Raw genomic sequence first — 24,998 nt, 5'->3', positions numbered from 1 at the left:
GCTCGCTCCTACAGAAGGCGATGTACGCTTAACTGAACGGCATTAGGGCAAGCCCGCTCGCCACAACAAGCCGGCTCGCCACAGTAAGCGCGATCGCCACAGTTACTGGATGATGAGGTTATTGAACAGCAGGTCTTCCACCACCGGTTTGCCGGTTTCGTCACTCATCACTTGCTGGGTTTGCTTGAGTGCTTCCTGGCGCAGCTTTTCCTTGCCTTCGACACTGCTCATGGTCTCGTTGGTCTGCTGGGTGAACAGTGCCACCAACTGGTTGCGAATCAATGCATCGTTGGATTTGACCAGCGCCGCCGCTTCGGGGCCGGTGACGCGCAGGGCGATGTCGGCCTTGTACACCTTGAGCTTTGCCGTGCCATCCAGGCCATAGTTGCCCACGAACGGCGGAGTCAGGCTGATATAGCTGACCTTCGGTGCCTCACCTTCTTTGGCTTCTTCGGCCTGGGCTGCCATCGGCAAGGTCAGGGCCAGCATCAACGGGATCCACGCTTTCACAGTTCATTCCTCACATTCGATTGCCAGGTAGCATAACGCTAGCAAGGCTGAGCACAAGCTTATGGCGACTTATCAGGCCAGGGCATGCTCGTTGACCCCCGGGCGTACCCTCCTACACTTATCGGCCACGACGCCAAAAGGAATAGTCCGATGAAAGCTGTGCTGTGCAAAGCCTTCGGCCCTGCCGAAACCCTGGTGCTGGAAGAGATCCCCAGCCCGGCGATCAAGAAGAACGAAATCCTGCTGGACGTGCACGCGGCCGGGGTCAACTTCCCGGATACCTTGATCATTGAGGGCAAGTACCAGTTCAAGCCGCCTTTCCCGTTCTCGCCGGGCGGCGAAGCGGCGGGGGTGGTCAGTGAAGTGGGCGAAAAGGTCAGCCACCTGAAGGTCGGCGACCGGGTCATGGCGCTGACAGGCTGGGGCAGCTTTGCCGAACAGGTCGCCGTACCCGGCTATAACGTGCTGCCGATCCCGCCGAGCATGGACTTCAACACCGCAGCCGCGTTCAGCATGACCTACGGCACGTCGATGCACGCCCTGAAACAACGGGCCAACCTGCAACCTGGCGAAACCCTGCTGGTGCTCGGCGCCTCCGGTGGCGTGGGCCTGGCCGCCGTGGAAATTGGCAAGGCCATGGGCGCGCGCGTGATCGCCGCCGCCAGCAGCGCCGACAAGCTCGCGGTGGCCAAGGCGGCCGGCGCCGATGAACTGATCAATTACAGCGAAGCCAGCCTGAAAGACGAGATCAAGCGCCTGACCGATGGCAACGGCGCCGATGTGATCTACGACCCGGTGGGTGGCGACCTGTTTGACCAGGCCATCCGCGCAATCGCCTGGAACGGCCGCCTGCTGGTCGTGGGGTTTGCCAGTGGGCGCATTCCGGAGCTACCGGTGAACCTGGCGCTGCTCAAAGGTGCGGCGGTGGTCGGGGTGTTCTGGGGCTCGTTCGCCCAGCGCCAGCCGCAGGATAATGCGGCGAACTTCCACCAGTTGTTTGCCTGGTACGCCGAGGGCAAGCTCAAGCCGCTGGTGTCGCAGGTGTATCCGCTGGAACAAGCCGCACAGGCGATCAATGATCTCGGCCAGCGCAAGGCGGTCGGCAAGGTCGTCGTCCAGACCCGCTGATAGCCACGTGAAATGCGATCAGTGTGGGAGGGGGCTTGCCCCCGATTGCTGTGGGTCAGTTGATGCAACTGTTGACTGAGTCACCGCCATCGGGGACAAGCCCCCTCCCACATTTGCTCTGCATTGGTCTGAGAAGCGCTAAACGACCACCACGTATCGATTATCGACATGTTCGTAAGAGAACACGCGCTTGCTCTGTTTTCTTGTGTTTGCACATAAGACGCGATGCTATTTTCGGTAACGAAACTGTAACATTCGCATCCGCAGTCAAAACAAGAAATCTGGAGCTCTTGAATGTTTGCTTTTTTTCGTCCTGCCGCGCACCAGGCACCCCTGCCTGAAGAAAAAATAGACAGTACCTACCGACGACTGCGCTGGCAGATCTTCGCCGGTATTTTCTTCGGATACGCCGGGTACTACCTGCTGCGCAAGAACTTCTCCCTGGCCATGCCTTACCTGATCGACGAGGGTTACACCCGTGGCGAACTGGGCCTGGCAATGTCGGCCATCGCGATTGCCTACGGCTTGTCCAAGTTCCTGATGGGCCTGGTGTCCGACCGCTCCAACCCGCGCTACTTCCTGCCCTTCGGCCTGCTGGTATCGGCGGGGGTGATGTTCATTTTCGGTTTCGCACCTTGGGCAACGTCCAGCGTGACCATGATGTTCATTCTGCTGTTCATCAATGGCTGGGCCCAGGGCATGGGCTGGCCGCCAAGCGGACGCACCATGGTGCACTGGTGGTCGCAAAAAGAACGCGGCCGCGTAGTCTCGGTCTGGAACGTCGCGCATAACGTCGGCGGAGGCCTGATCGGCCCGCTGTTCCTGTTGGGCATGGCCTGGTTCAACGACTGGCATGCGGCGTTCTATGTGCCGGCAACCGTAGCGTTGCTGGTGGCGGCGTTTGCCTTCATCACCATGCGCGACACCCCGCAATCGGTTGGCCTGCCGCCGATCGAGCAGTACAAGAACGACTACCCGGAAGGCTACGACGCCAGCCACGAAGACGAATTCAGCGCCAAGGAAATCTTCGTCAAGTACGTGCTGCGCAACAAAATGCTGTGGTACATAGCCTTCGCCAACGTGTTCGTCTACCTGCTGCGCTATGGCGTACTGGACTGGGCGCCAACCTACTTGAAAGAAGCCAAGCACTTCACGGTCGACAAGTCGTCCTGGGCGTACTTCTTCTACGAATGGGCCGGTATTCCAGGCACGCTGTTGTGCGGCTGGATGTCGGACAAGATTTTCCGCGGTAACCGAGGCCTGACCGGCATCGTGTTCATGACGTTGGTAACCTTGGCCACCCTGGTCTACTGGCTCAACCCGCCGGGCAACCCGATGGTCGATATGATCGCGCTGTTCTCCATCGGCTTCCTGATCTACGGCCCGGTGATGCTGATCGGCCTGCAGGCGCTGGAACTGGCGCCGAAGAAAGCCGCCGGTACGGCAGCGGGCTTCACCGGCCTGTTCGGTTACCTGGGCGGTTCGGTGGCGGCGAGCGCGGCCATGGGCTACACGGTGGACCATTTCGGCTGGGACGGTGGCTTCGTGCTGTTGATCGGCGCGTGCCTGCTGGCCATCGCCTTCCTGATCCCAACCTTATGGCACACCAACAGTGTCAGCTCGGCGCGTTAATCACCTGAGCAATCCTTGGCACAACGCTTGAGCCGCGCCTCCAGATTCTTGTCTGGCATGGCGTGGCTACGCAGGGCGTTGACGGTCTGCTCGACATAATCGCGCGTAGTGCCGTAACGCCCGCAAGCGCTTTGCAATACGTGATTGAGCACGATATCGGGCAAGTTGCCGGCGTAGCTGGGTAAATGCCGCTCCAAGACAAACCCTAACGCCTGTACCTGGCTGCCATCTTCCAGACGGCAACTGAGCCAGTGCGGCCGATAGGAGGGGTAAGGCATCTCGCGCTGCCACAGGGCATAAAGCGAGGCCTCCAGCTGATCTTCCGGCAGGCGGTAGGCAAACCCGCTGCACGAACCGCCCCGATCCAGCCCGAACACCAACCCTGGTAGTTCCGGTGTACCCCGATGCTCGTGGGACCACAGGTACAGGCCCCGGTGATAACCGTGGACCCGTGCCCGCACGCGCTCGGTCGAGGAGCACTCAGGGCGCCAGATCAGCGAACCATAAGCGAATAACCAGACCGGCCCACCCTTATGCCTGGCCATGGTGGCCTGCATTGAGCTCATCAACTGTTCGTGAGTGAGTTGCGGCCCCAGATCGAGCCGCGGAGGGTAAGCCAATTGCAAAAGATCGGTTTCAATAACGGTCATGGCGGATCGCTTAGGTCTCCTGTGTTGCTGCGAAAAGCTGTTACCAGTTGTAAGCAACTTTACCGTAATAGAACGCGCCGCTGTAACCGTATGGCGAAAAAGTGCTATAGGCCAAATTGCCACCACTGCTGGCGAAGGCGTTGACCTTCTCCGGGTATTTATCCGTAACGTTGTCGCCGCCCAGGGTGAAGGTCCAGTTCTTCAGCTTGTAGTCCACCGACAGGTCGAGCACCCAGGCCGCCTTGAAGGTCTGGTCGTTGACCTTGTCGGCCTGGTAACTGGTGAATTCACCATAGCGCACCAGGTTGCTGTGCAACGCCCACCGGCCGAAGGTGAAGTCGTTACCCAGGCTCAGTTTGTGCTGGGGCGTGGTATCGCCGAGCAAACCGATGCGCTCGCGACGGTCCACTCGCAGCAGGTTCACCCCCAGGCTATCGAGGACGGCCGGGTTGGCTTTCACGTCGGTGACCTTGGTGTGGTTGTAGTTGTAGCCCACGGTGCTGTTCCAGCGGATGCCGTTATCGAGTTGATAGCGATAGTTGGCCACCAGGTCGACGCCGTCGGTGCTGGTGTCGGTGGCATTGGTGAAGTACCGCGCACTGGTGTAGTTGATATTGCCCACGCCATTGGCCTGCAGGTAAGCAATCGCCGCCGGGTTGAGGTTCAGGTTGGACGAAAGGCTGATGCGGTCACGGATATCGATGCGGTACACGTCCAGCGTCACGGTCAAGTCATCGGCCGGTTCCAGTACCAGGCCGAGGCTGTAGTTGCGCGATTTCTCGGCCTTGAGGTCTTCGGCACCGAGCAGACGGGCCACCTGGCTGTTGGCCGGGAAGGTGCCGGCTTCCTGGATCGTACTGCCGATCAACTGCGAGGAGGTGTAGGCAAAGTTCTGCTGGGCCAGGGACGGTGCGCGGAAACCATTGGAAATACTGCCGCGCACCGCGACTTGCGGGGTGAAGTCGTAACGCGCTGACAGCGAGCCGCTGACATTGGAGCCAAAGTCGCTGTAGTCCTCATGGCGCACGGCAGCCGAGGCACTGAGTTTTTCGGTGAAGTTGGTTTCCAGATCCAGGTACTGTGCCCAGTTATGCCGTGTGCTGGTGCCCGCATCAGCATCACGAAAGCCACCTAACCCCGAGCTGCCGGTCTGGTAATAAGAGGCGGGCTCTCCCGCCTCGATTTCATACCCCTGGTGCAAGTATTCACCACCAAACGCCACGGACACCGGGTAAGGCAGCCAACCCACGTCGAACTCGCGAGACAGGTCCAGGCTGATTTGCTTCTGGTCGTTGCTCAACGTGCCGTTATCGAACTTGCGCGGCGTGGCCAGGCCCAGGGAGGTGTTGATGGTTTCGGTGCTCAGCGCGTACTGGTTCTTGCCGTAATTGGCCGAGAAGTCGTAATGCCAGTCGTAGGCCAGCAAGCCGCGCAAGCCCACCACCAGTGAGGTGTCCTCCAGGTCGCCTTTGATCAGCGGCAGGTAGCCGTTGGGGTTGAGCGCCGGGATGTTGTTGGACGCATTGCTCGCCCGGTAGAACGCTGCCGTCTCGCCGCGTCGCTTGCTGTAACCGCCGAAAGAGTAGAACTCGGCCGCATCGTTGAAGGAATATTCGGAGTTGAACTGCAATTTGCCTTCATTGGTCGCCGGCTCGCCTTGTCGGAACACGCGCTGGCCGTAGGTGGTGGAACCCACGCTGCCCGGCCGGAAATCATCCCCGGCGCGGTTGGTGTAGTCGTTGTCGGCACCTTCGGCCGAGAGGTTGATAAAGCCGTTGTCACCCAAAGCCAGGCCAGTGTTGCCGCTGATATTGCGCTGGATGCCATCGCCCTTCTTGTATTCGCCAAACTTGGTGGAGATCGAGCCGCCATGGTCAGCGTGCTTGAGGATCACGTTGATCACACCCGCGATGGCATCGGAGCCGTAGCGCGCGGAAGCGCCGTCACGCAGCACTTCGATATGATCCACCGCCGACAGCGGGATCGCATTCAAATCCGCCGGGGCCGAACCACGCCCTACCGCACCGCCCAGGTTGACGAACGCACTGGTGTGGCGGCGCTTGCCGTTGACCAGCACCAGCACCTGGTCCGGCGACAGGCCGCGCAACTGTGCAGGTCGTACCAGCTCGGCACCGTCCACCAGGCTTGGGCGAGGGAAGTTGATCGACGGAATCAGGCGCGCCAGCACCGCCCCCAGCTCATCGGAGCCGGTACTGCGTAGGGTCTCGCCGGAAATCACATCGATAGGCGACAGTGAAGCGCTGGCCGTGCGCTCCTGGGCACGGGTACCGGTGACAATCACCGTGTCGAGTTTGGGTACATCGGCGGCGGGCGTTTCAGCCGCCTGGACTGGATTGAATCCCACAGCGGTCAGCAAATTGGCCGACAAAATCGCTGAGTACAGCGCGTGTTTCTTGTAGCTCCCCATACCGCTCCCCTTGGAATCAACACTCAGAACTTCATTGCGCTGAGTGCGTACGATCGATCCGGCTGGCGGGCGGTGGCGGTCAGTGATTGGTTAGTGTCTGTCGTTCGGTAGTCCGTTGATATATAGCTTAAAGATATCTATCAAATAAATTAAATACCTTAAAAGAATAAGCAAAAGTATAAGCCCCCCCGCCCTTTCGTCAGGATTCAGGGCAGCAATCCCGCTACTTTCAGCCCCGGTTCAGCCTGGGCGCACGTCAAGCCGTCAAAATAGCGTGCACATCACGACCCACTTAGCCGCCTCTCACACCGACTATCGAGGTCGCCTCCATGAAAAAATATCGACTGCCCGGCCTGCTGTTCCTGGCCCAGGCCACCACGGCCCTCGCTGCCGAAGCGCCGCCCGCCAATGACGACAAAGGCTTCTGGTATGCGCAGACCAGCGTCTACACTCGCCACTTCGCGCCGGACCCGGACCACAATAACCAGCAAGACTTGATCGGGCTGGAACGCAATGAGCCGTCAGGCCTGGTATATGGCGGCGCGACGTTTCGCAACTCGTTCAGCCAGCGTTCGTACTACGTCTACGCGGGCAAGCGCTATGACATGGCTGACTATCCGGTGTATGTGAAACTGACAGGCGGGGCGATCCAGGGTTATCGCGGCGAATATCGCGACAAGATCCCGTTGAACCATTTTGGCGTGGCGCCGGTGATCATTCCGTCCGTGGGCACCCATTACGGGCCGGTGGCGGCGGAACTGGTATTGCTGGGGTTCAATGCGGCGATGGTGACGACCGGAGTACGATTCTGAGCCGGCACAAACCATTGTGGCGGGTGGCTTGCTCCCGATAGGGAAGTGCCAGCCAGCTCATTTGGACTGATACACCGCTATGGGAGCACGTCGAATCGTCGCACCGCCCCTCCCACCGTTTGATCGCGTCAGGGCCGCGGGGCGTAGGCGAATACGTCGGCGCGCATCTGGTGCGCATCCATGCCGGCCTCCACCAGTGCGTCCAAGGTCCCGTAGATCATCGCCGGCGAACCGCTGGCGTAGACATGCACCGCCTTCAGGTCGGCAATGTCCTCGCACACGGCCTCATGCAACAGCCCGCAGCGACCCTGCCAGCCACACAGGTCGCTGACGACTTTGTGCAGGAACAGGTTGGGCAGTTGAGCCCATTGATCCCAATGCTCGATCTCGTAGAAGTCTTCTGGACGACGCACGCCCCAATACAGGTGCACCGGGTGCTTGAAGCCAGAGGCGCGGCAATGCTCGATCAGGCTGTGCATCTGCGCCATGCCGGTGCCGGCGGCGATCAATACCAGCGGCCCGTCTGGCAGCTCAGCCAGGTGGGTGTCGCCAAACGGCAGCTCAATGCGAGCCATCCGGTTGCGCTGCAACTGCTCCAGCAAGTTGCGCGCGCTGTCCTCGCGGGCCAGCACGTGCAGCTCCAGGTCGCGCCCGGCATGGGGCGCGGAGGCCAGGGAAAACGCCGACTTCTCGCCGTTCTCCCGCTCGATCATCAGGTATTGCCCAGCGTGGTAACGCACTGCCTTGCCGGCCGGGGCGCGCAGGCGCACGCGCCACACATCGCCACCGACCTCCACGCACTCGCTCAACTGGCACGCCAACTTGCGCAGCGGTAACTCACCCGGTGCCAGCACGCCATCCCACAACACCACACAATCTTCCAGTGGCTCGGCGATGCAGGTATAGAACTCACCATGGTCGCGCACCTCGCCGGCCTGCTGCACGCGGCCTTCCACCAGGAGCGCCGCACACACGTGGCACACGCCGTTGCGACAGGCTTGCGGGCACTCGTAGCCCAGGCGGCGGGCGCCTTCGAGAATTCGCTCGCCAGGGACCAACTCCAGTACCGCACCGGAAGGTTGCAGGGTTACACGCATCAATCTATTCCCAATTCTTTCCAGATCGCATCGACACGCGCCGTCACGGCTTCATCCTTGACGATCACCCGCCCCCACTCGCGGGTGGTTTCACCCGGCCACTTATGGGTGGCATCCAGGCCCATCTTCGACCCCAGCCCCGACACCGGCGAGGCGAAGTCAAGGTAGTCGATCGGCGTATTGTCGATCATCACCGTATCGCGCTTGGGGTCCATGCGTGTGGTGATGGCCCAGATCACGTCGTTCCAGTCACGGGCGTTGATGTCGTCGTCGGTGACAATAACGAACTTGGTGTACATGAACTGTCGCAAAAACGACCACACACCCAGCATGACCCGCTTGGCATGGCCTGGGTACGACTTCTTCATGGTCACAATGGCCATGCGGTACGAACAGCCTTCCGGCGGCAGGTAGAAGTCGGTGATCTCCGGGAATTGCTTTTGCAGGATCGGCACGAACACTTCGTTGAGCGCCACGCCGAGGATCGCCGGCTCATCCGGTGGTCGGCCAGTGTAGGTGCTGTGGTAGATCGGCTTGATTCGATGGGTAATGCGTTCGACAGTGAACACCGGGAAACTGTCGACTTCGTTGTAGTAACCGGTGTGGTCACCGTAAGGGCCCTCATCGGCCATTTCACCGGGGTGAATCACGCCTTCGAGGATGATTTCGGCGGTGGCCGGTACTTGCAGGTCGTTGCCACGGCACTTCACCAGCTCAGTGCGGTTGCCGCGCAGCAGGCCGGCGAATGCGTATTCGGACAGGCTGTCCGGTACCGGCGTCACGGCGCCGAGGATGGTCGCCGGGTCGGCACCCAGCGCCACGGAAACCGGGAACGGCTTGCCCGGGTGCTTTTCACACCACTCACGGAAATCGAGGGCACCGCCGCGGTGGCTCAGCCAACGCATGATCACTTTGTTGCGGCCGATCACTTGCTGACGGTAGATGCCGAGGTTCTGGCGATCCTTGTTCGGGCCCTTGGTGACGGTCAGGCCCCAGGTGATCAGCGGGCCGACGTCGCCGGGCCAGCAGGTCTGCACCGGCAACATGCCCAGGTCGACGTCATCACCCTCGATGATCACTTCCTGGCACACCGCGTCCTTGACCACCTTGGGCGCCATGGCAATGATCTTGCGGAAAATCGGCAGCTTCGACCAGGCATCCTTCAAGCCCTTGGGAGGCTCGGGCTCCTTGAGGAATGCCAGCAGCTTGCCGATCTCGCGCAATTCGCTGACCGATTCGGCGCCCATGCCAAAGGCCACGCGGTCGGGGGTGCCGAACAGGTTGCCGAGCACCGGGATATCAAAGCCGGTCGGGTTCTCGAACAGCAGCGCCGGGCCCTTGTTACGCAGGGTACGGTCGCAAATCTCAGTCATTTCCAGCACCGGGGAAACCGGTACCTGGATACGTTTCAACTCTCCGCGCTGCTCAAGTTGCTGCACGAAATCCCGAAGATCCTTGAATTTCATTAACCATGCCACCCGTAAAATAGGCGTACATCCTACCTGCTCTGACCGCGGCTGGCAGCTTAATTGGCCGTCAGCCCCCGTGATTGCAGCGAACTGAACAGTGGCTCCAGAAAGGCTTCGATGTGCCGCGCACCGACGTCGGAGAGGTGATTATCATCGGTGTACAGCGCGCGACCATTGAGTTCGACCCGACATAGACCGTCGACGCCACACAGCAGGGGCGACGGGTCCAGTACCGCCACGCCACTGTCGGCAGCCGCCAACTCGTCGAATAGCTGGGTGATAAAAGCCTGGCGCCGCTCATGCTCCTCCACCGCAAGCCCTTCTCCCTCCACCGGGCGGTGCATCATGGCCAGGCGACTGAGGCGGTAAGGCACGATGATTTGCTGCAGCGGGACTTCCTTGACCAACCAGACGCGATGCCCGGCGGCGCGCAACCCCTTGATGCGCTCGCGCAGGCCCTCGGCGAAGCGTTGTTCGGCCACGGCGCGCACGTACTCACCGGTGCTCGGGTCCTTGAGCGCGTGCTCCTTGTCGCCCGACATTTGCCCATAGAGGTACAGGCTCCAGCGCGCCGCCAGTACCACATCACTGAACGACTGATCGGCCAAGGCCTTCTCGACGCGGCGATTGAAATGCGCACACCGAGAAATATTCTCCAGACCGTCCAAGGGCACGCAACCGGCGAAGCTGGCCTGTACCAGGCTGATGTCGTGGCGCTTGGCCCCATCTTCAAGCGCCGGAATCAACGCGGTGGCATGGCTATCGCCCCACACCAGCGCGGACACCGACAGACTTTTGGGGCCAAAGTGGCAGAACAGTCGCTCATCGGGCGTGTCCTTGTCCGCCAGGCAGGCCATGAGTTCCGGGCTCCATTTCTTAGCCTGGGCATACCGCAACGCCTGTTCGGACAAGCGTGAAGGCACGCCATCGGCTTCGCGCACCGCAAGGCCCGTCAAGCCCAGGCACAGGATGCCAGCCCCGGCAGCGGCCAGGATCGCCTTGCGCCCAGCCAGCAAGCGCTTTTCCCGAAACGGCGCCTCCACGAAGCGCCAGGACACATAACCCAGCACCAGGCTCAGCAATAACAACCCGGTCAGATCAAGCGCGCCCAAGCCATCAACCGCGGCATAGTTGGCGTACACGAACACCGGCCAATGCCACAGGTACCAGGAATAAGAAATCAGCCCCAGGCCCACCATCAACCGCGAACTGAGCAACCGCCCGACCCAGGTTTGCCGCTGCCCATTGGCCCAGATCAAACCAACCACACCCAGCACCGGCAGCAAAGCGGCGGCACCGGGGAATGGCGTGGACGCATCGAAAGCGAATATAGCAATCAGGATCAACGCCATGGACACCAGACTGACCCCCTGGGCGAGTGCCGGTGAAGCGCGCCAGTCACGCTTGGGCATCACCGCCAGCATCGCACCCGCCAGCAGTTCCCAGGCCCTGAGGTGTAGCAGGAAGAAGGCTTTTTGCGGTTGATGGTCGACGGCCCAGACGCTCAGGCCAAACGACACCAGCAACACCACGAACAAGGCCAGGCGCCAGTGTTTCAAGCGGCTGGAAAGCAGGGTCAGCAACAACGGGAAGAGGATGTAGAACTGCTCCTCCACCGCCAGCGACCAGGTGTGCAGCAATGGCTTGATGTCAGAGGAGGCGTCGAAATAACCGTGCTGGCGTGAAAATAGCAGGTTGGAGGTGAAGATCACTTGGTAGTGCGCCGACCGTCCCAGCTCTTCGTAGTCCTTGGGTGCCAACAGGAACCAACCCACTGCCAGTGTCGCGGCCATCATCACGAACAACGCCGGCAGGATACGCCGGGCGCGGCGAGCCCAGAAGTCGACGAAACTGAAACGCCCGGCCTGGCGTTCGCGCCAGATGATCGATGTAATCAAAAAGCCGGAAATCACAAAAAAAATGTCTACCCCCACAAAGCCGCCAGTAACGCCTGGAACGCCAAAGTGGAACAGCACGACTGCAAGGACAGCGACAGCACGTAGGCCATCAATGTCTCTTCGGTAAGCAAGAGAGGTCATAAATCTAGAGTCAGCCAGATACGAATGGGGATGAACGTAGCCTCGCTCACCTTTTTTGTTTCTTAACTGACACTTGACGCGCTCAAACCTCCCTTTTTCGACACAAAAAAAATGGCGCCCCGGAGGGCGCCATTCTTTCGGACCTGAAACGTCGTATTACTTACGTTTCATCGACAGGAAGAACTCGTCGTTGGTCTTGGTGGTTTTCAGCTTGTCGATCAAGAACTCAATGGCCGCAACTTCGTCCATTGGGTGCAGCAGCTTGCGCAGGATCCACATGCGCTGCAGTTCGTCGTCGGCGGTCAGCAACTCTTCGCGGCGGGTGCCGGAGCGGTTGATGTTGATCGCCGGGAACACGCGTTTTTCCGCGATGCGACGGTCCAGGGGCAATTCCATGTTGCCGGTACCCTTGAACTCTTCGTAGATCACTTCATCCATCTTCGAGCCGGTTTCAACCAGCGCGGTGGCGATAATGGTCAGCGAGCCGCCTTCTTCGATGTTCCGCGCGGCGCCGAAGAAACGCTTCGGTTTCTCCAGGGCGTGGGCATCAACACCACCGGTCAATACCTTGCCGGAGCTCGGGATCACGGTGTTGTAGGCGCGAGCCAGACGGGTGATGGAGTCGAGCAGGATCACCACGTCCTTCTTGTGTTCGACCAGGCGCTTGGCCTTCTCGATCACCATTTCGGCAACCTGCACGTGGCGGGTTGGCGGCTCATCGAACGTCGAGGCAACCACTTCGCCGCGCACGGTGCGCTGCATTTCGGTAACTTCTTCCGGACGCTCATCGATCAGCAATACGATCAGGTGAACTTCAGGGTTGTTACGTGCGATGTTCGCTGCAATGTTCTGCAGCATGATGGTCTTACCGGCTTTCGGCGGTGCGACGATCAGGCCACGCTGGCCCTTGCCGATGGGAGCGCACAGGTCGATGACTCGACCGGTCAGGTCTTCGGTGGAACCGTTGCCGGCCTCCATCTTCATGCGCACGGTCGGGAACAGCGGGGTCAGGTTCTCGAAGAGAATCTTGTTTTTCGCGTTCTCGGGGCGATCGAAGTTGATCGTGTCGACCTTGAGCAGGGCGAAATAACGCTCGCCTTCCTTCGGAGGGCGGATCTTGCCAACGATGGTGTCACCGGTGCGCAAGTTGAAGCGACGGATCTGGCTCGGCGAGACATAGATATCGTCTGGGCCGGCGAGATAGGAGGCGTCTGCAGAGCGGAGGAAGCCGAAGCCGTCCTGGAGAATCTCCAGCACGCCATCACCGGAGATTTCCTCGCCGCTTTTCGCGTGCTTTTTCAGCAGGGAGAAAATCACGTCCTGCTTGCGCGAACGGGCCATATTTTCTATGCCCATCTGTTCGGCCAATTCGAGCAGTTCGGTAATCGGCTTTTGCTTGAGTTCAGTCAGATTCATATAGGAATGACGTAATCATTTATGGAGGGGGGGAAATTAAGCTTTTGGCTTAATGAGGCCGCGCCGCAGAGAAGGCGACAGGATCGCGTACTAATCGAAAGGAATGCGTCGGCGACGGCTTGCAGGGGGCAGTGGAGAAACCAGTGCGGGGCCGAATGTACCACCTGAGTTTCGGAGCGTCTAGCCCTGTTTCACGAAAAAGCCCCGCGATTTGCGGGGCTTTTTGCTGACGCTTAGATGTGCGCGTCGAGGAAAGCTTGCAACTGGGACTTCGACAGCGCGCCTACTTTGGTCGCTTCGATGTTGCCGTCCTTGAACAGCATCAGGGTCGGGATACCACGCACGCCGTGCTTGGCCGGGGTTTCCTGGTTGTCGTCGATGTTCAGCTTGGCAATGGTCAGCTTGCCTTCGTAGGTGGTCGCAATGTCGTCCAGGACTGGAGCGATCATTTTGCAAGGGCCGCACCATTCAGCCCAGTAGTCAACCAGCACCGGGCCAGCAGCCTTGAGTACTTCGGCCTCAAAGGTCGCGTCGGTGACGTGCTTGATAAGATCGCTGCTCATGGATGTCTCCGGATTGTAAGCAAAAAAAACGTTGCCCATCATAGCTGCCCTTCCCCCGTTCAGGAAGCCGTCTCTGATTGAGTCTTGCTATGGTGGTGCATGAGTTTGGGTATGGGCCCAACTCAGGGCGTTACGGGAGTCACAAAGGCAATGCCAGTACGCAATGCCGCGTTGCGCACGTGTTCCTGCATGGTTTTTTGTGCCGCTGCACTGGCGCGACGTGCCAGGGCACGCAGGATTCGACGGTGCTCCTGCCAGGTTTCCATGGCCCGCTCCGGCCGGATGAACGGTAGTTTCTGGCTCTCCAGAAACACCTCGGCACTGGCGCTGAGTATGCTCACCATCGCCTGATTGCCGCTGGCCAGGAGGATGCGCTGGTGAAATTCGAAGTCCAGTCGGGCGGCAGCTTCGAAGTCACCGGCCTTGAGCACTTTGCGCATGGCCTCGACATTATCTTCAAGGCTATCCAGCTCATCGAGGGTCAATGTCACTGCCGCCAAACCCGCCGCAAACCCCTCCAGCGCGTAGCGCAACTGGAAGATATCCAGCGGCGTGGCCTGGGCCGCGAAGGGCCAGGCAAATCCCGGCGACTCTTGTACCTCCTGCACAAACACGCCCTTGCCTGGCTGCACACTGACTACGCCCAAAGCACTGAGGGACGACAATGCCTCGCGCAAAGACGCCCGACTCACGCCCAACTGCACTGCCAAGTCGCGCTGGGATGGCAATGCATCACCCGGCCCGAAGCCCTGCTCCTTGATCAGTTTACGGATGGCCTGCAGGGCCGCTTCCGGTACGGCTTGGGCGATGGAATTCATAAAAAACTCAAGGTTCCAGACAACTGAGCGGCTAGTTGTAAAGCTATTCGCAGCCGGCGGCAAGCTACGCCCCAAAGGGGCTCGCCAGGTTTTGTCGACGCCCGAAAAGGGTGCGAAATGCCTGCCAACTGTTCAGACCAGTAAGACCACTTAAACTCAACAAATCCGAGCGTTGCAGGCCATTGCGACGGTCATGGCATGGGCTGTGCACTGGGCAAATCCAGAAATTCCCTTCGCCCTTCTCGGAGAGTTGCCATGACCAAGCGCTACAGCGCCCTGCTCACTGCCCTGTTTGCCAGCCTGATGCTGAGCCAGGCACCCGCCCAGGCCAACGGTCTGGACGACATCGTCGCCCGTGGCACCCTCAAGGTCGCCGTGCCCCAGGACTTCCCGCCATTCGGTTCGGTCGGCCCCGACATGAAACCACGCGGCCTGGATATCGACACCGCCAAGCTGCTGGCCGACCAACTCAAGGTCAAGCTGGAACTGACGCCGGTCAACAGCACCAACCGCATTCCGTTCCTCACCACCGGCAAGGTCGACCTGGTGATCTCCAGCCTGGGCAAGAACCCCGAGCGTGAAAAGGTCATCGACTTCTCCAAGGCCTACGCCCCCTTCTACCTGGCGGTGTTCGGCCCGCCTGACGCCCCCATCGCCAGCACTGACGACCTCAAGGGCAAGACCATCAGCGTGACTCGTGGCGCCATCGAAGACATCGAGCTGACCGCCGTCGCCCCCAAAGAGGCAACCATCAAGCGTTTCGAAGATAACAACTCGACCATCGCCGCCTACCTGGCCGGCCAAGTCGACCTGATCGCAAGCGGCAACGTGGTGATGGTAGCGATCAGCGAGCGCAACCCGAAACGCGTGCCCGCGCTGAAAGTGAAGCTCAAGGATTCGCCGGTGTACGTGGGCGTGAACAAGAACGAGCCGGCGTTGCTGGAGAAGGTCAACCAGATCCTGGTCGCGGCCAAGGCGGACGGCAGCCTGGAAAAGAACGCGATGCAGTGGCTCAAAGAACCACTGCCTGCTGACCTCTGAAGCGGAGCTGATTGATGGCCTATCAATTCGACTTTGTGCCGGTGCTGGCCAATACCGACCTGCTGTTGCGCGGTGCCCTCTTCACCCTTGAGCTGACCGCTATCGGCGCGATCCTGGGGGTCGCCCTGGGCACCGTGGGGGCCGTGGTGCGGGCGTGGAAAATCCAGCCATTCGCCTGGTTCTTTGGGGTGTATGTCGAGTTGATCCGCAACACGCCGTTCCTGGTGCAGTTGTTCTTTATCTTCTTCGGCCTGCCGTCCCTGGGGCTGAAGATTACCGAGTGGCAAGCCGCCGTGCTGGCGATGGTGATCAACCTGGGGGCCTACTCCACCGAAATCATCCGCGCCGGTATCCAGGCCATCCCGCGCGGGCAACTGGAGGCCGCCGCAGCGCTGGCGATGACACGCTTCGAAGCATTCCGCCATGTGGTGCTGCTACCGGCGCTGGGCAAGGTGTGGCCGGCCTTGAGCAGCCAGATCATCATTGTGATGCTCGGCTCGGCGGTGTGTTCGCAGATCGCCACCGAGGAACTGAGCTTTGCCGCCAACTTTATCCAGTCGCGTAACTTCCGCGCGTTTGAAACCTATGCCCTGACCACCCTGGTGTACCTGTGCATGGCGTTGATGATTCGCCAGTTGCTCAACTGGATTGGCCGCCGCTTCGTGATGAGGAACAGTCGATGAGTGATTTTTCCTTCTGGGACATCGTTCGCAACCTGGCCACCGGCCTGCAGTGGACATTGTTGTTGTCGTTGGTGGCGTTTGTCGGCGGTGGCCTGATCGGCTTGCTGGTGATGACGATGCGCATCAGCCGCAAGGCTTTCCCGCGTAATGTCGCGCGCACCTACATCGAACTGTTCCAGGGCACGCCGCTGTTGATGCAACTGTTCCTGGTGTTTTTCGGCATCGCCCTGCTTGGCGTGGATATCTCGCCCTGGCTGGCCGCGGCGATTGCCTTGACGCTGTTCACCAGCGCCTACCTCGCCGAAATCTGGCGTGGCTGCGTCGACTCCATCGCCCACGGGCAGTGGGAAGCTTCGGCCAGCCTGGCCCTCAACCCATTTGAGCAACTGCGCTACGTGATCCTGCCCCAGGCCCTGCGAATTGCCGTGGCGCCCACCGTGGGCTTCTCGGTGCAGGTGGTCAAAGGCACCGCAGTGACCTCGATCATCGGCTTCACCGAATTGACCAAGACCGGCGGCATGCTCGCCAATGCCACTTTCGAGCCCTTTATGGTCTACGGCCTGGTGGCCCTCGGTTACTTCCTGCTCTGCTACCCCTTGTCCCTCAGTGCGCGCTACCTGGAAAGGAGACTGCATGCCTCTGCTTAGAATTTCCGCCCTGCATAAGTATTACGGCGATCACCACGTACTCAAGGGCATCGACCTGACGGTTGAAGAAGGCCAGGTGGTGGCGATCATCGGCCGCAGCGGCTCGGGTAAATCCACTTTACTGCGAACCCTCAATGGCCTGGAATCGATCAACGACGGCGTGATTGAAGTTGACGGCGAATACCTCGACGCCGCCCGTGCCGACCTGCGCAGCCTGCGGCAGAAAGTGGGCATGGTGTTCCAGCAGTTCAACCTGTTCCCGCACCTTACGGTGGGCGAAAACGTCATGCTTGCGCCACAGGTCGTACAAAAAGTGCCCAAGGCCAAGGCGACACAATTGGCGCGGCAGATGCTGGAACGCGTTGGCCTGGGCGAGAAGTTCGACGCCTTTCCCGATCGCCTTTCAGGCGGCCAGCAGCAACGCGTTGCCATCGCTCGTGCGCTGGCGATGTCGCCCAAGGTGCTGCTGTGCGATGAAATCACTTCGGCGCTGGACCCGGAACTGGTCAACGAAGTCCTCAGTGTGGTTCGCCAGTTGGCCAAGGACGGCATGACCCTGATCATGGTGACCCACGAAATGCGCTTTGCCCGGGAAGTCGGGGATAAGCTGGTGTTCATGCACCAGGGCAAGGTGCATGAAGTCGGTGATCCCAAGGTGCTGTTTGCAAACCCTCAGACTGCCGAGCTCGCGAATTTCATCGGCACTACCGAGGCCTCCGCCTGACCCGTCAGCCTCCTGGCACCAGCTCGAATCGTCCATTGCCCTCCAGCGTGGTTTTATCGCGAACGGCAATGGCCGCACTCGACAGCCAGGTGTCGACCTGCACCTGCGCTGAAAAGGTATGCCCGGTGGCAGGCAACCCACCTGCCAACACAACCAGCACCTGCCCTGGGCGCAGGGCCCCGCCTCGCTCGGCGTGGTTGTACAACTGCGCCAGCTCCACGGGCTTCCCATCCAGCAGGGGATGCTGGAGGGTCAGGTTGAAATAGTCTTGCCGACCAAACCTGTAGCCCTCAGCGTTGGCGGGCGTACCGTCAAAACGCAGCGCAATCACGGTTGCCCCAGGGCACACCACATTCAAACGCACTGTGCGCTTGCCCATGGAAACGGCCTGGCTGGCCGACTGCCCGTCACTTCGCAGCAGGCCATAGTCAACCAGCGGCTGGCTCAAGGACAAACGACAAGCCGCACTGGCCTCACCCGCCAGCAACAGCCCCGCCAGCAGCACACCAGCACGCTTCAAGGCGCCAGCCCTAGCGGCAGGTCGCCGAAGCGGCTTCATAAAATTGGCCATCATTCGTTTGCTCCGCGAGGTCGAGTTTCAGTACGCAAGAAGTCGCATTCGACGAGGATACTTTCAGGGTTTTCAACGCATCGGCATTACTCAGGAAAATCATGCCGTCACCCACTACCGTGGTCAGGAAAGTATTGTCAGCTCCCAGGACCGCAGCGCCCTGGGGCAAAGGGTTACCTCCCGAGTCGGTGGCACGCAGCAGCACTCGTCGCACCTTCACCACATCGAAGTTGACCTGACTGAACGAACCTCGCCCTGCCTCCAGGGTCCGGGTGCCATTCTTGATATCCACTTGTTTCGGCAAGCTTTTGCCTTCGACTTCCAACTGGCTGGTTTGATAGGCCGGCAAGGCGGCAATGACCGCCTTGCCCCATGGGTCGGTCCATACGGGGCCTTGCGGCGTGGTAATCCGTGCGCCAGGGATATCGCCGACCGAGACCACGCCAAACGTGTCCTCGACAGGGTAAGGCGATAGCGTGACGCCTTCCGAGTGAGCAACCACACCGCCTTGCACCTGTCCGCTGTAGCTGGTGTTGTAAGAATCGCGGTTGATTCCCAGGCCCACCTGGGCATAGCGGGATGTCGTATTGAGCGTTGCGCCCAGTGTGTTTCCAGCAGGTTCACCCAGCTCATGATCACTGCGGACCTGGTAGTTCAGCGTTTCATCGACGCGCTCGTCATAGGCGGTACCGATGCTGGATCGCAGGCCCTGGCGGCGGGCATACGTACTCAGGGAACGATCGCCACCCAAGGGCACGCTGACCTGCAAGCGCACACCTACGCCGTCATCGTTTCGGCCCTTGTCCTTTGCCTGGCTGGATTGGCCTACTTGCGAATCCACCGTCACGCCCACGTTGGCGTACATGAAGTTCTTGTTCCATGAGCCATAGACGTGCTCGGAAGTGCGGCTGTTGAAATGCGATCCACGCGTATAGCCGATAGAGAAGCCACCGAATAGCGGGTCCGCCCAGCTGAAACCCGCGGTGTACTGGTTCTTGAAGCGCGAGCCTTCATGCCCTTCACGGGATACGGCATCGAGTACGTCCCGGTAACCCTGCGTCTGGGTCGTGGCGCTCAACGCCATCTGCACATCCCAGGGCAATGCAGCGCCTACGGAAATACTGCTTCGGGCGCCCTGCACTTTTTTCGAATGGTCTCGAGACAGGTTATTACGCACCCCGACGGAAAAGCGCTGGGAGAAATTACTGTCCAGCGCCCATCCCAACGAGTTATAGCCTTCAGTGGCCTGCACACCTGCGCTGAGCGCGCTGTTCCTGCCCACCGCCCAAGTGCCACTCCCCATGCCCATCAAGGGCTCCCTGGCGCCTCGCCGCTCGACATCGCGAATCTTGCCCACCGACGCGGCGTAGCCCGACTTGACGGGCACTGCCGCACGAAACGAGGCGGCGGGCACCACAAAGCTGCGCTGGCCACCGCGAGTGTCGATGACGGTGACGTTAAGATCGCTGGTGCCATTGAGCAAGGGCAGGTTCTTCAAGGCGAAAGGCCCCTCTGGCACCACTGTTGTGTAGATCAGGGCACCGGACTGCCTCACCTCGACCCGTGATTGGCTAAGAGCCTGCCCTTCCACCAGGACGCCCGCGTTGGCCGCACGGTTTTCTATACCGTCAGGGAACAGCTGTGCCCCCATCAGTTGCACGCCACCAAACACAGGGCTGATGCCAGAAACCTGTCCGACTTGGAATGTCGAGGCCAGCGGCGCAAAATCGCGCTGTGCATAGGCGTACAGATGCTCGGTCGTGGTGTTACGGTCGTTGGCGATGTAGAGCTGGCGACTGCGGGCAATCCAGTCGCCCAGGTTGAAACCCACCTCGGTGGAGGCGGACATATAACGGTTGGTGTCTGCTCGCGAGTGACTATTGACTGCCTGAATATCGTAATTGAGCAGTGCGGCGGTGCCCCCCCGAGCGTAGCTGCCGGAACCTCGCTGACCATCGTGCAGCGCGTCCGTGGGCACCACTAACGCCACTTCTTCACTTCCAGGACGCAGGGTCGTGACCGTCTTGGGGTACTCGGCACGAAAATCATGGCAGGCATGATCAGCAGCAGCCCTCCCGTCAATCACCGAAGAAGGCACACGCAGGCCTGCGCGCTCCAGCAAAGCACGGGTAAAACACAATTCGCCCTCGCTATCGAAGCGTGCATCCGTCAAGCCAATACGTTCACCATTCACCGTCAGGTCTACGACCCTCAGGCCCTCGCTAAAACGCGGGGCGCTACGGAAATACTGGGCAACCGAAGGGCTGATGCCACGCGCCTGCAACGTCGCCAGATCAAAACCCGCGATGGTCGATGTCGGCGCCGCATAAGACCCCGTCGCCACACCCGACATCATCACTACACACACCGACAGGCTCAGGCCATTGACGCTGAACAGCGGCTGGGGTGTTTGTTTTTCACGTGAACGACTACGAACCGTGCCGGTGACTCCGTTGATATCGCTCATGGCGGATTACGGTGCGTTCGCTACGAGCAACGCTTCGTAGCTATCGACGGAAAAACCATACACGGTGGCAGGTTCGAGGGTGACGGAGGTCGCCCCTGGTGCCGCTGTTTTCAACTCCACGCTCAATACTTCGCCCGGCAGGATGTAGGTACGGGGAAGGCTGGTGCTGATTTTCTGTGGATTGAGCCGTACTTCAGCCGCCAAACGAACCACATAGGGGCTGTCGTTACGCACACTCAAGGTTTTGTTCCTGAGTTGCCATGCCAGCAACTCCCAGGGTGCCTCGTGCCGCGGCAGTCCCTTCGGATGCAGGATCAGCGGCAGATTCTGTCGAAGGCTGATACCGATGGTTGCACCCGAACCGGGTTGAGCCTGGGGAATGCCTTCGAAGGAAACGCGCTTCAACCGCTGGGTCTTGAGCGGTTCCTTGGCGGTTATCAGGAACCTCACCATTTGCCGCTCACCACCATCGACCCGTGCAACCGGCGGGGTCAACACCACCAGGGGCTCAAGATCTTCTGGAATATCCTCGATGGTCGAATGCAGCAACGCGGGTCGGGCATCCGTATTTGTCACATTGATGCTGGCCTCCCCATCGGCCTCATTCAAAACGACGACAGTGGTTTCAGGTTGCATACCATCGCCCACCGCCACGCTGCATAAAAGAAAGTTGAAGCATACAAACAACGAAAGGAGAGCCTTTGCCTTTGACACTATTATCATTTGTTCTTCCCTTCATTTAACGAGTATCAAAACTGCTGGTGCAACTTCCAGCACTCCTCGGAAGAGCACTGATTTGCCCTGACCAGATCAGCTACTACTTAGAGATAGCGCAACTCCAAGGTCGCGAGACCGTCCAACCTGGCCACATCCTTAAAATTTAATTCAGAGGTTTTATTGATGACGGCTTGAAACTGTAGACGTCCAGAAATAACAGTTAGCCGCACAGGTGCTAATGTTCCTGAATACCAGCTGGTTAAATGTCCCCCCTGCCCCAGCGCGCCCTCACCCCCCACCCAGCGTCCTCGACTGTCCCCATAAAGAGGCAGAACAGGCTTTCCGTCAGCGATGGAATTAAGTAGTTGCATTATGTAACCACCAATCTTTTGATTAGCCGCGGTTAACCCAAGCCCGAAATTGAAGTTATCAGTAACTGGAAGATCGAACTGACGCCACATCATGTTCGGAACTTTACTGGCGGCACGATTATCCACAGCCGTCACAGCCAACTGGGTTCCAGAAGAGCACTTGATATTATAAGGCGTACTTTTTGCTTCCAGCGTGGTGTAGTTTGAAGCGCTTAATATTTGAGGGTCAATGGTGCCATAATCGATGACAGCATTGACCAATGTGAAGCTGCAACTCGCGGGCACAATGAAGCCCTTTACACGCACATCAATAGCCTGGGCATTAAAACCTGCAACAACCAGAAATATGCCGGTCATCACTGCAACTATTTTTTTCATAACATTTACCGTTCACAAGACTGTCTGTTGCAGGTTTCGTAATCCTGCCCCACTCACGTCTCTCTGACAGGTAATGAAAGCCAATGCTGTTAAAGGGAACGTTCACGAGACAGGAACCTGTGGCAGGTGGGCACACGTCTTAGAGGTAGCGCAGTTCCAGTGTTGCCTGACCATCCAGGCTTACCTGGCTACTCAAGTCGAGCTCAGACGTTTTATTGATGACTGCCTGGACTTCCAGGTTTCCGGAAAGGGTATTGAGTTGAATAGGGGTAGCGGTGCCCGAGTACCACGAAGCAATATTGGAAACGAGCCCCAAGGCTTCGCCACCAGCCCCCCAACTTGCACCATTATTGGTGGATGTCAGAACGCTGACCGCTTTACCATCCGCGACCGAATTACGCAGGTGAACAACATAACCGCCGACCTTCTGATTTTTGGCATTAGCGCCCAGGCCGTAGTTGTAAGTGTCCGTGTAGGCACCACCGAACTGAGACACCATCAAGTTAGGGATACGAGTACTGGCACGGTTATCCACCGCCTTGATGCCCACTTTGGCCTTGGCATGAGTTCCGCATCTGACTGCATACGGCGTGCTTTTCTTCGCGAGCTTGGTGTAATTTGTTGCACTGAGTGTATTCGGATCAATACTGCCGTAATCGATAACCGAGTTAGTAATAGTAAAGCTGCAGCTGGAAGGAGCAATGGATCCTTTTACGCGTAGATCTGCCGCTTGAGCTGTCAAGCCAACAACAGCCAAAAATACACCTGCGAATATTGCTATATTCTTCTTCATCTAAAGCTCACCTTAATCAAGAATTAGAGGGTGTATCAATAAAGATCAAAAAGCTCCTCATGCGCGCCCGGCGACGACGCCTACCAATATCTTCTTCCTGAAACGCTGACCGATAGATCAATAACACCACGGCACAATCGCCGACCGGAAGTATCAACGCTTCACATCGGCGATAAAGCCGGAAAAAATATCAATTTCCGTAAGAACTATCAGCCGCGTAACGCGAAACCTTCAACCAGCGCCGTACGAATAAAAGCGCAACCGATAAGATACAAAAATAAATCAAGTAGGACTTAACCAATAAATCAGTAAATTTACGGGTAGCGGAACATGTCTTACAGCGGCTATCCGCCTTGCAATACAATATTTATGAACATTTCTTACATCCCTTACTCAATTGCCCTACCGAGCACGCAGCAAAAATCCCCTGGCACTACGCGTTGGCTCCAGCGGTCGATCGTGGCACGATGGTCAGGTTATCGACCGAGACCCCCAAACCATGCCGCAATCCCAAGCCAAGAATCTGTCCCTGATCGCCGCCATCGACCTGGGCTCCAACAGTTTTCACATGGTCGTGGCCAAGGCCCAGAACGGCGAGATCCGCATCCTTGAGCGGCTCGGCGAGAAAGTACAACTGGCAGCCGGGATCGACGATGAGCGCCAGCTCAATGAAGAATCCATGCAACGCGGCCTCGACTGCCTCAAGCGTTTTGCCCAACTGATCAACGGCATGCCCCAGGGCGCCGTGCGCATCGTCGGCACCAACGCTTTGCGCGAAGCACGCAACCGTGGCGAATTCATCCGCCGCGCCGAGGAGATCCTCGGGCACCCTGTAGAAGTCATCTCCGGCCGTGAAGAAGCCCGCCTGATCTACCTCGGCGTGTCCCACACCCTGGCCGATACCCCCGGCAAGCGCCTGGTGGCCGACATCGGCGGCGGCAGTACCGAATTCATCATCGGCCAGCGCTTCGAACCGTTGCTGCGTGAAAGCCTGCAGATGGGCTGCGTCAGTTATACCCAGCGTTATTTCAAGGACGGCAAGATTACCCCGGCGCGCTATGCCCAGGCCTACACGGCGGCACGCCTGGAAATCATGAGCATCGAGCACGCCCTGCACCGCTTGACCTGGGATGAGGCTATCGGCTCTTCAGGCACCATTCGCGCCATCGGCCTGGCCCTGAAGGCCGGTGGCCATGGTACCGGCGAGGTCAATGCCGAGGGCCTGGCCTGGCTCAAGCGCAAGCTGTTCAAGCTGGGGGATGCCGAAAAAATCGACTTCGATGGCATCAAGCCGGACCGTCGCACCATCTTCCCCGCCGGCCTGGCGATCCTCGAAGCGATCTTCGACGCCCTCGAACTGCAACGCATGGACCACTGTGACGGCGCCCTGCGCGAAGGCGTGCTGTACGACCTGCTGGGCCGTCATCACCATGAGGACGTGCGTGAGCGCACCCTCAGTTCGTTGATGGAGCGTTATCACGTCGACCTTGAACAAGCGGCACGCGTGGAGCGCAAGGCCCTGCATGCCTTCGACCAGGTGGCCAAGGACTGGGATCTGGAAGACGGCGTATGGCGCGAGCTGCTCGGTTGGGCGGCCAAGGTGCATGAGGTCGGCCTGGACATTGCCCACTACCATTACCATAAGCACGGCGCCTACTTGATCGAGCACTCCGACCTGGCCGGCTTCTCCCGGGAAGACCAACAGATGCTTGCGCTGCTGGTGCGCGGCCATCGCCGTAATATTCCCAAGGACAAATTCGCCGAGTTCGGCGATGAAGGCATCAAGCTGATTCGCCTGTGTGTGCTGCTGCGTTTTGCAATCCTGTTCCACCACATCCGTGGCACCCAGGAAATGCCCCAGGTGACCCTGCGCGCCAACGGCGACAGCCTGGACGTGGTGTTCCCGAAAGGCTGGCTGGACGAAAACCAGCTGACCCAGGCGGACTTCGCCCAGGAAGCGGAATGGCTGACGCGGGTGGGTTTCAGCCTGAACCTGCGCTGAGCCGATCCAAGACACACCGCAAACCAAATCTGGGAGGGGCAC

At 59.3% G+C, this 24,998-nt stretch carries 22 protein-coding genes; 8 read left to right on the top strand and 14 right to left on the bottom strand.

Annotated elements, in window-relative coordinates:
* Nucleotides 1–102: 102 nt before the first annotated feature.
* Nucleotides 103–510, bottom strand: coding sequence for a flagellar basal body-associated protein FliL (locus ACODSV_RS25615; protein WP_024078010.1), 408 nt, complete (start codon nt 508–510; stop codon nt 103–105).
* Nucleotides 511–660: 150 nt separating this feature from the next.
* Here ACODSV_RS25615 and ACODSV_RS25610 point away from each other — a divergent pair, with 150 nt between their 5' ends.
* The gene (locus ACODSV_RS25610; protein ID WP_069077247.1) at nt 661–1,638 is read left to right on the top strand and encodes an NADPH:quinone oxidoreductase family protein; all 978 of its coding nucleotides are present in this window, start codon (nt 661–663) and stop codon (nt 1,636–1,638) included.
* Nucleotides 1,639–1,932: 294 nt separating this feature from the next.
* Entirely contained in the window at nt 1,933–3,270 is a 1,338-nt protein-coding gene (glpT, locus tag ACODSV_RS25605; RefSeq protein ID WP_024078012.1) for a glycerol-3-phosphate transporter, read from the top strand.
* Here the strand turns inward: glpT and ACODSV_RS25600 are convergent.
* Nucleotides 3,267–3,920, bottom strand: a complete 654-nt coding sequence (locus ACODSV_RS25600) for a gamma-glutamylcyclotransferase (protein ID WP_024078013.1) — start codon at nt 3,918–3,920, stop codon at nt 3,267–3,269. The genes glpT and ACODSV_RS25600 overlap by 4 nt on opposite strands.
* A gap of 40 nt (nt 3,921–3,960) precedes the next feature.
* Nucleotides 3,961–6,348, bottom strand: a complete 2,388-nt coding sequence (locus ACODSV_RS25595) for a TonB-dependent receptor plug domain-containing protein (protein ID WP_024078014.1) — start codon at nt 6,346–6,348, stop codon at nt 3,961–3,963.
* A 329-nt stretch (nt 6,349–6,677) separates the two neighbouring features.
* Here ACODSV_RS25595 and ACODSV_RS25590 point away from each other — a divergent pair, with 329 nt between their 5' ends.
* Nucleotides 6,678–7,160, top strand: a complete 483-nt coding sequence (locus ACODSV_RS25590) for a sn-glycerol-3-phosphate transporter (RefSeq protein WP_150056163.1) — start codon at nt 6,678–6,680, stop codon at nt 7,158–7,160.
* Nucleotides 7,161–7,288: 128 nt separating this feature from the next.
* Here ACODSV_RS25590 and ACODSV_RS25585 read toward each other — a convergent pair whose 3' ends face one another.
* From ACODSV_RS25585 to ACODSV_RS25560, 6 genes are all read right to left on the bottom strand, one after another.
* Complete coding sequence (locus ACODSV_RS25585) at nt 7,289–8,257, bottom strand: CDP-6-deoxy-delta-3,4-glucoseen reductase (RefSeq protein ID WP_024078016.1); 969 nt, start codon at nt 8,255–8,257, stop codon at nt 7,289–7,291.
* Nucleotides 8,257–9,723, bottom strand: a complete 1,467-nt coding sequence (gene ubiD, locus ACODSV_RS25580) for a 4-hydroxy-3-polyprenylbenzoate decarboxylase (protein WP_150053872.1) — start codon at nt 9,721–9,723, stop codon at nt 8,257–8,259. Before ubiD ends, ACODSV_RS25585 begins: the two co-directional genes overlap by 1 nt.
* Before the next feature lie 59 nt (nt 9,724–9,782).
* Nucleotides 9,783–11,765: an acyltransferase family protein gene (locus ACODSV_RS25575; protein WP_150053871.1), complete on the bottom strand. Its 1,983-nt coding sequence runs from the start codon at nt 11,763–11,765 to the stop codon at nt 9,783–9,785.
* Nucleotides 11,766–11,921: 156 nt separating this feature from the next.
* Nucleotides 11,922–13,181, bottom strand: coding sequence for a transcription termination factor Rho (rho, locus tag ACODSV_RS25570; protein WP_017845130.1), 1,260 nt, complete (start codon nt 13,179–13,181; stop codon nt 11,922–11,924).
* Between the two features lie 233 nt (nt 13,182–13,414).
* Complete coding sequence (gene trxA / locus ACODSV_RS25565; protein WP_024078019.1) at nt 13,415–13,744, bottom strand: thioredoxin TrxA; 330 nt, start codon at nt 13,742–13,744, stop codon at nt 13,415–13,417.
* 122 nt (nt 13,745–13,866) lie between these two features.
* Entirely contained in the window at nt 13,867–14,562 is a 696-nt protein-coding gene (locus ACODSV_RS25560) for a FadR/GntR family transcriptional regulator (protein ID WP_024078020.1), read from the bottom strand.
* Between the two features lie 255 nt (nt 14,563–14,817).
* On the opposite strand from ACODSV_RS25560, the gene ACODSV_RS25555 reads away from it, so the two are divergent.
* The 4 genes from ACODSV_RS25555 to ACODSV_RS25540 are packed head-to-tail and all read left to right on the top strand — an operon-like array spanning nt 14,818 to nt 17,657.
* The gene (locus ACODSV_RS25555; protein WP_024078021.1) at nt 14,818–15,603 is read left to right on the top strand and encodes a transporter substrate-binding domain-containing protein; all 786 of its coding nucleotides are present in this window, start codon (nt 14,818–14,820) and stop codon (nt 15,601–15,603) included.
* A gap of 14 nt (nt 15,604–15,617) precedes the next feature.
* Nucleotides 15,618–16,286: an amino acid ABC transporter permease gene (locus tag ACODSV_RS25550; protein ID WP_017736949.1), complete on the top strand. Its 669-nt coding sequence runs from the start codon at nt 15,618–15,620 to the stop codon at nt 16,284–16,286.
* Nucleotides 16,283–16,933 carry an amino acid ABC transporter permease gene (locus tag ACODSV_RS25545; protein ID WP_024078023.1) on the top strand — a complete coding sequence of 217 codons (651 nt, stop codon included), beginning with the start codon at nt 16,283–16,285 and terminating at the stop codon, nt 16,931–16,933. The genes ACODSV_RS25550 and ACODSV_RS25545 overlap by 4 nt, the downstream gene beginning before the upstream one ends.
* Entirely contained in the window at nt 16,920–17,657 is a 738-nt protein-coding gene (locus ACODSV_RS25540) for an amino acid ABC transporter ATP-binding protein (protein ID WP_024078024.1), read from the top strand. The genes ACODSV_RS25545 and ACODSV_RS25540 overlap by 14 nt, the downstream gene beginning before the upstream one ends.
* A gap of 4 nt (nt 17,658–17,661) precedes the next feature.
* Here ACODSV_RS25540 and ACODSV_RS25535 read toward each other — a convergent pair whose 3' ends face one another.
* From ACODSV_RS25535 to ACODSV_RS25515, 5 genes are all read right to left on the bottom strand, one after another.
* Nucleotides 17,662–18,177 carry a DUF1120 domain-containing protein gene (locus tag ACODSV_RS25535; RefSeq protein WP_190300921.1) on the bottom strand — a complete coding sequence of 172 codons (516 nt, stop codon included), beginning with the start codon at nt 18,175–18,177 and terminating at the stop codon, nt 17,662–17,664.
* A 10-nt stretch (nt 18,178–18,187) separates the two neighbouring features.
* A complete protein-coding gene (locus ACODSV_RS25530) occupies nt 18,188–20,695 on the bottom strand; it encodes a fimbria/pilus outer membrane usher protein (protein ID WP_223817833.1) in 2,508 nt (835 codons plus the stop codon).
* A gap of 6 nt (nt 20,696–20,701) precedes the next feature.
* A complete protein-coding gene (locus tag ACODSV_RS25525) occupies nt 20,702–21,418 on the bottom strand; it encodes a fimbria/pilus chaperone family protein (protein WP_024078027.1) in 717 nt (238 codons plus the stop codon).
* 98 nt (nt 21,419–21,516) lie between these two features.
* Nucleotides 21,517–22,161, bottom strand: a complete 645-nt coding sequence (locus ACODSV_RS25520; protein WP_150095185.1) for a DUF1120 domain-containing protein — start codon at nt 22,159–22,161, stop codon at nt 21,517–21,519.
* Between the two features lie 139 nt (nt 22,162–22,300).
* A complete protein-coding gene (locus tag ACODSV_RS25515) occupies nt 22,301–22,954 on the bottom strand; it encodes a DUF1120 domain-containing protein (protein WP_150054576.1) in 654 nt (217 codons plus the stop codon).
* A gap of 499 nt (nt 22,955–23,453) precedes the next feature.
* Between ACODSV_RS25515 and ppx the strand changes: the two genes are divergently transcribed.
* Complete coding sequence (ppx, locus tag ACODSV_RS25510) at nt 23,454–24,956, top strand: exopolyphosphatase (protein ID WP_150054577.1); 1,503 nt, start codon at nt 23,454–23,456, stop codon at nt 24,954–24,956.
* Nucleotides 24,957–24,998 lie beyond the last annotated feature (42 nt).

The sequence above is a fragment of the Pseudomonas sp. FG86 genome (assembly GCF_057808775.1).
Note: the sequence above shows the minus strand (reverse complement) of the source record. Positions and strands in the feature narration are given on the sequence as shown.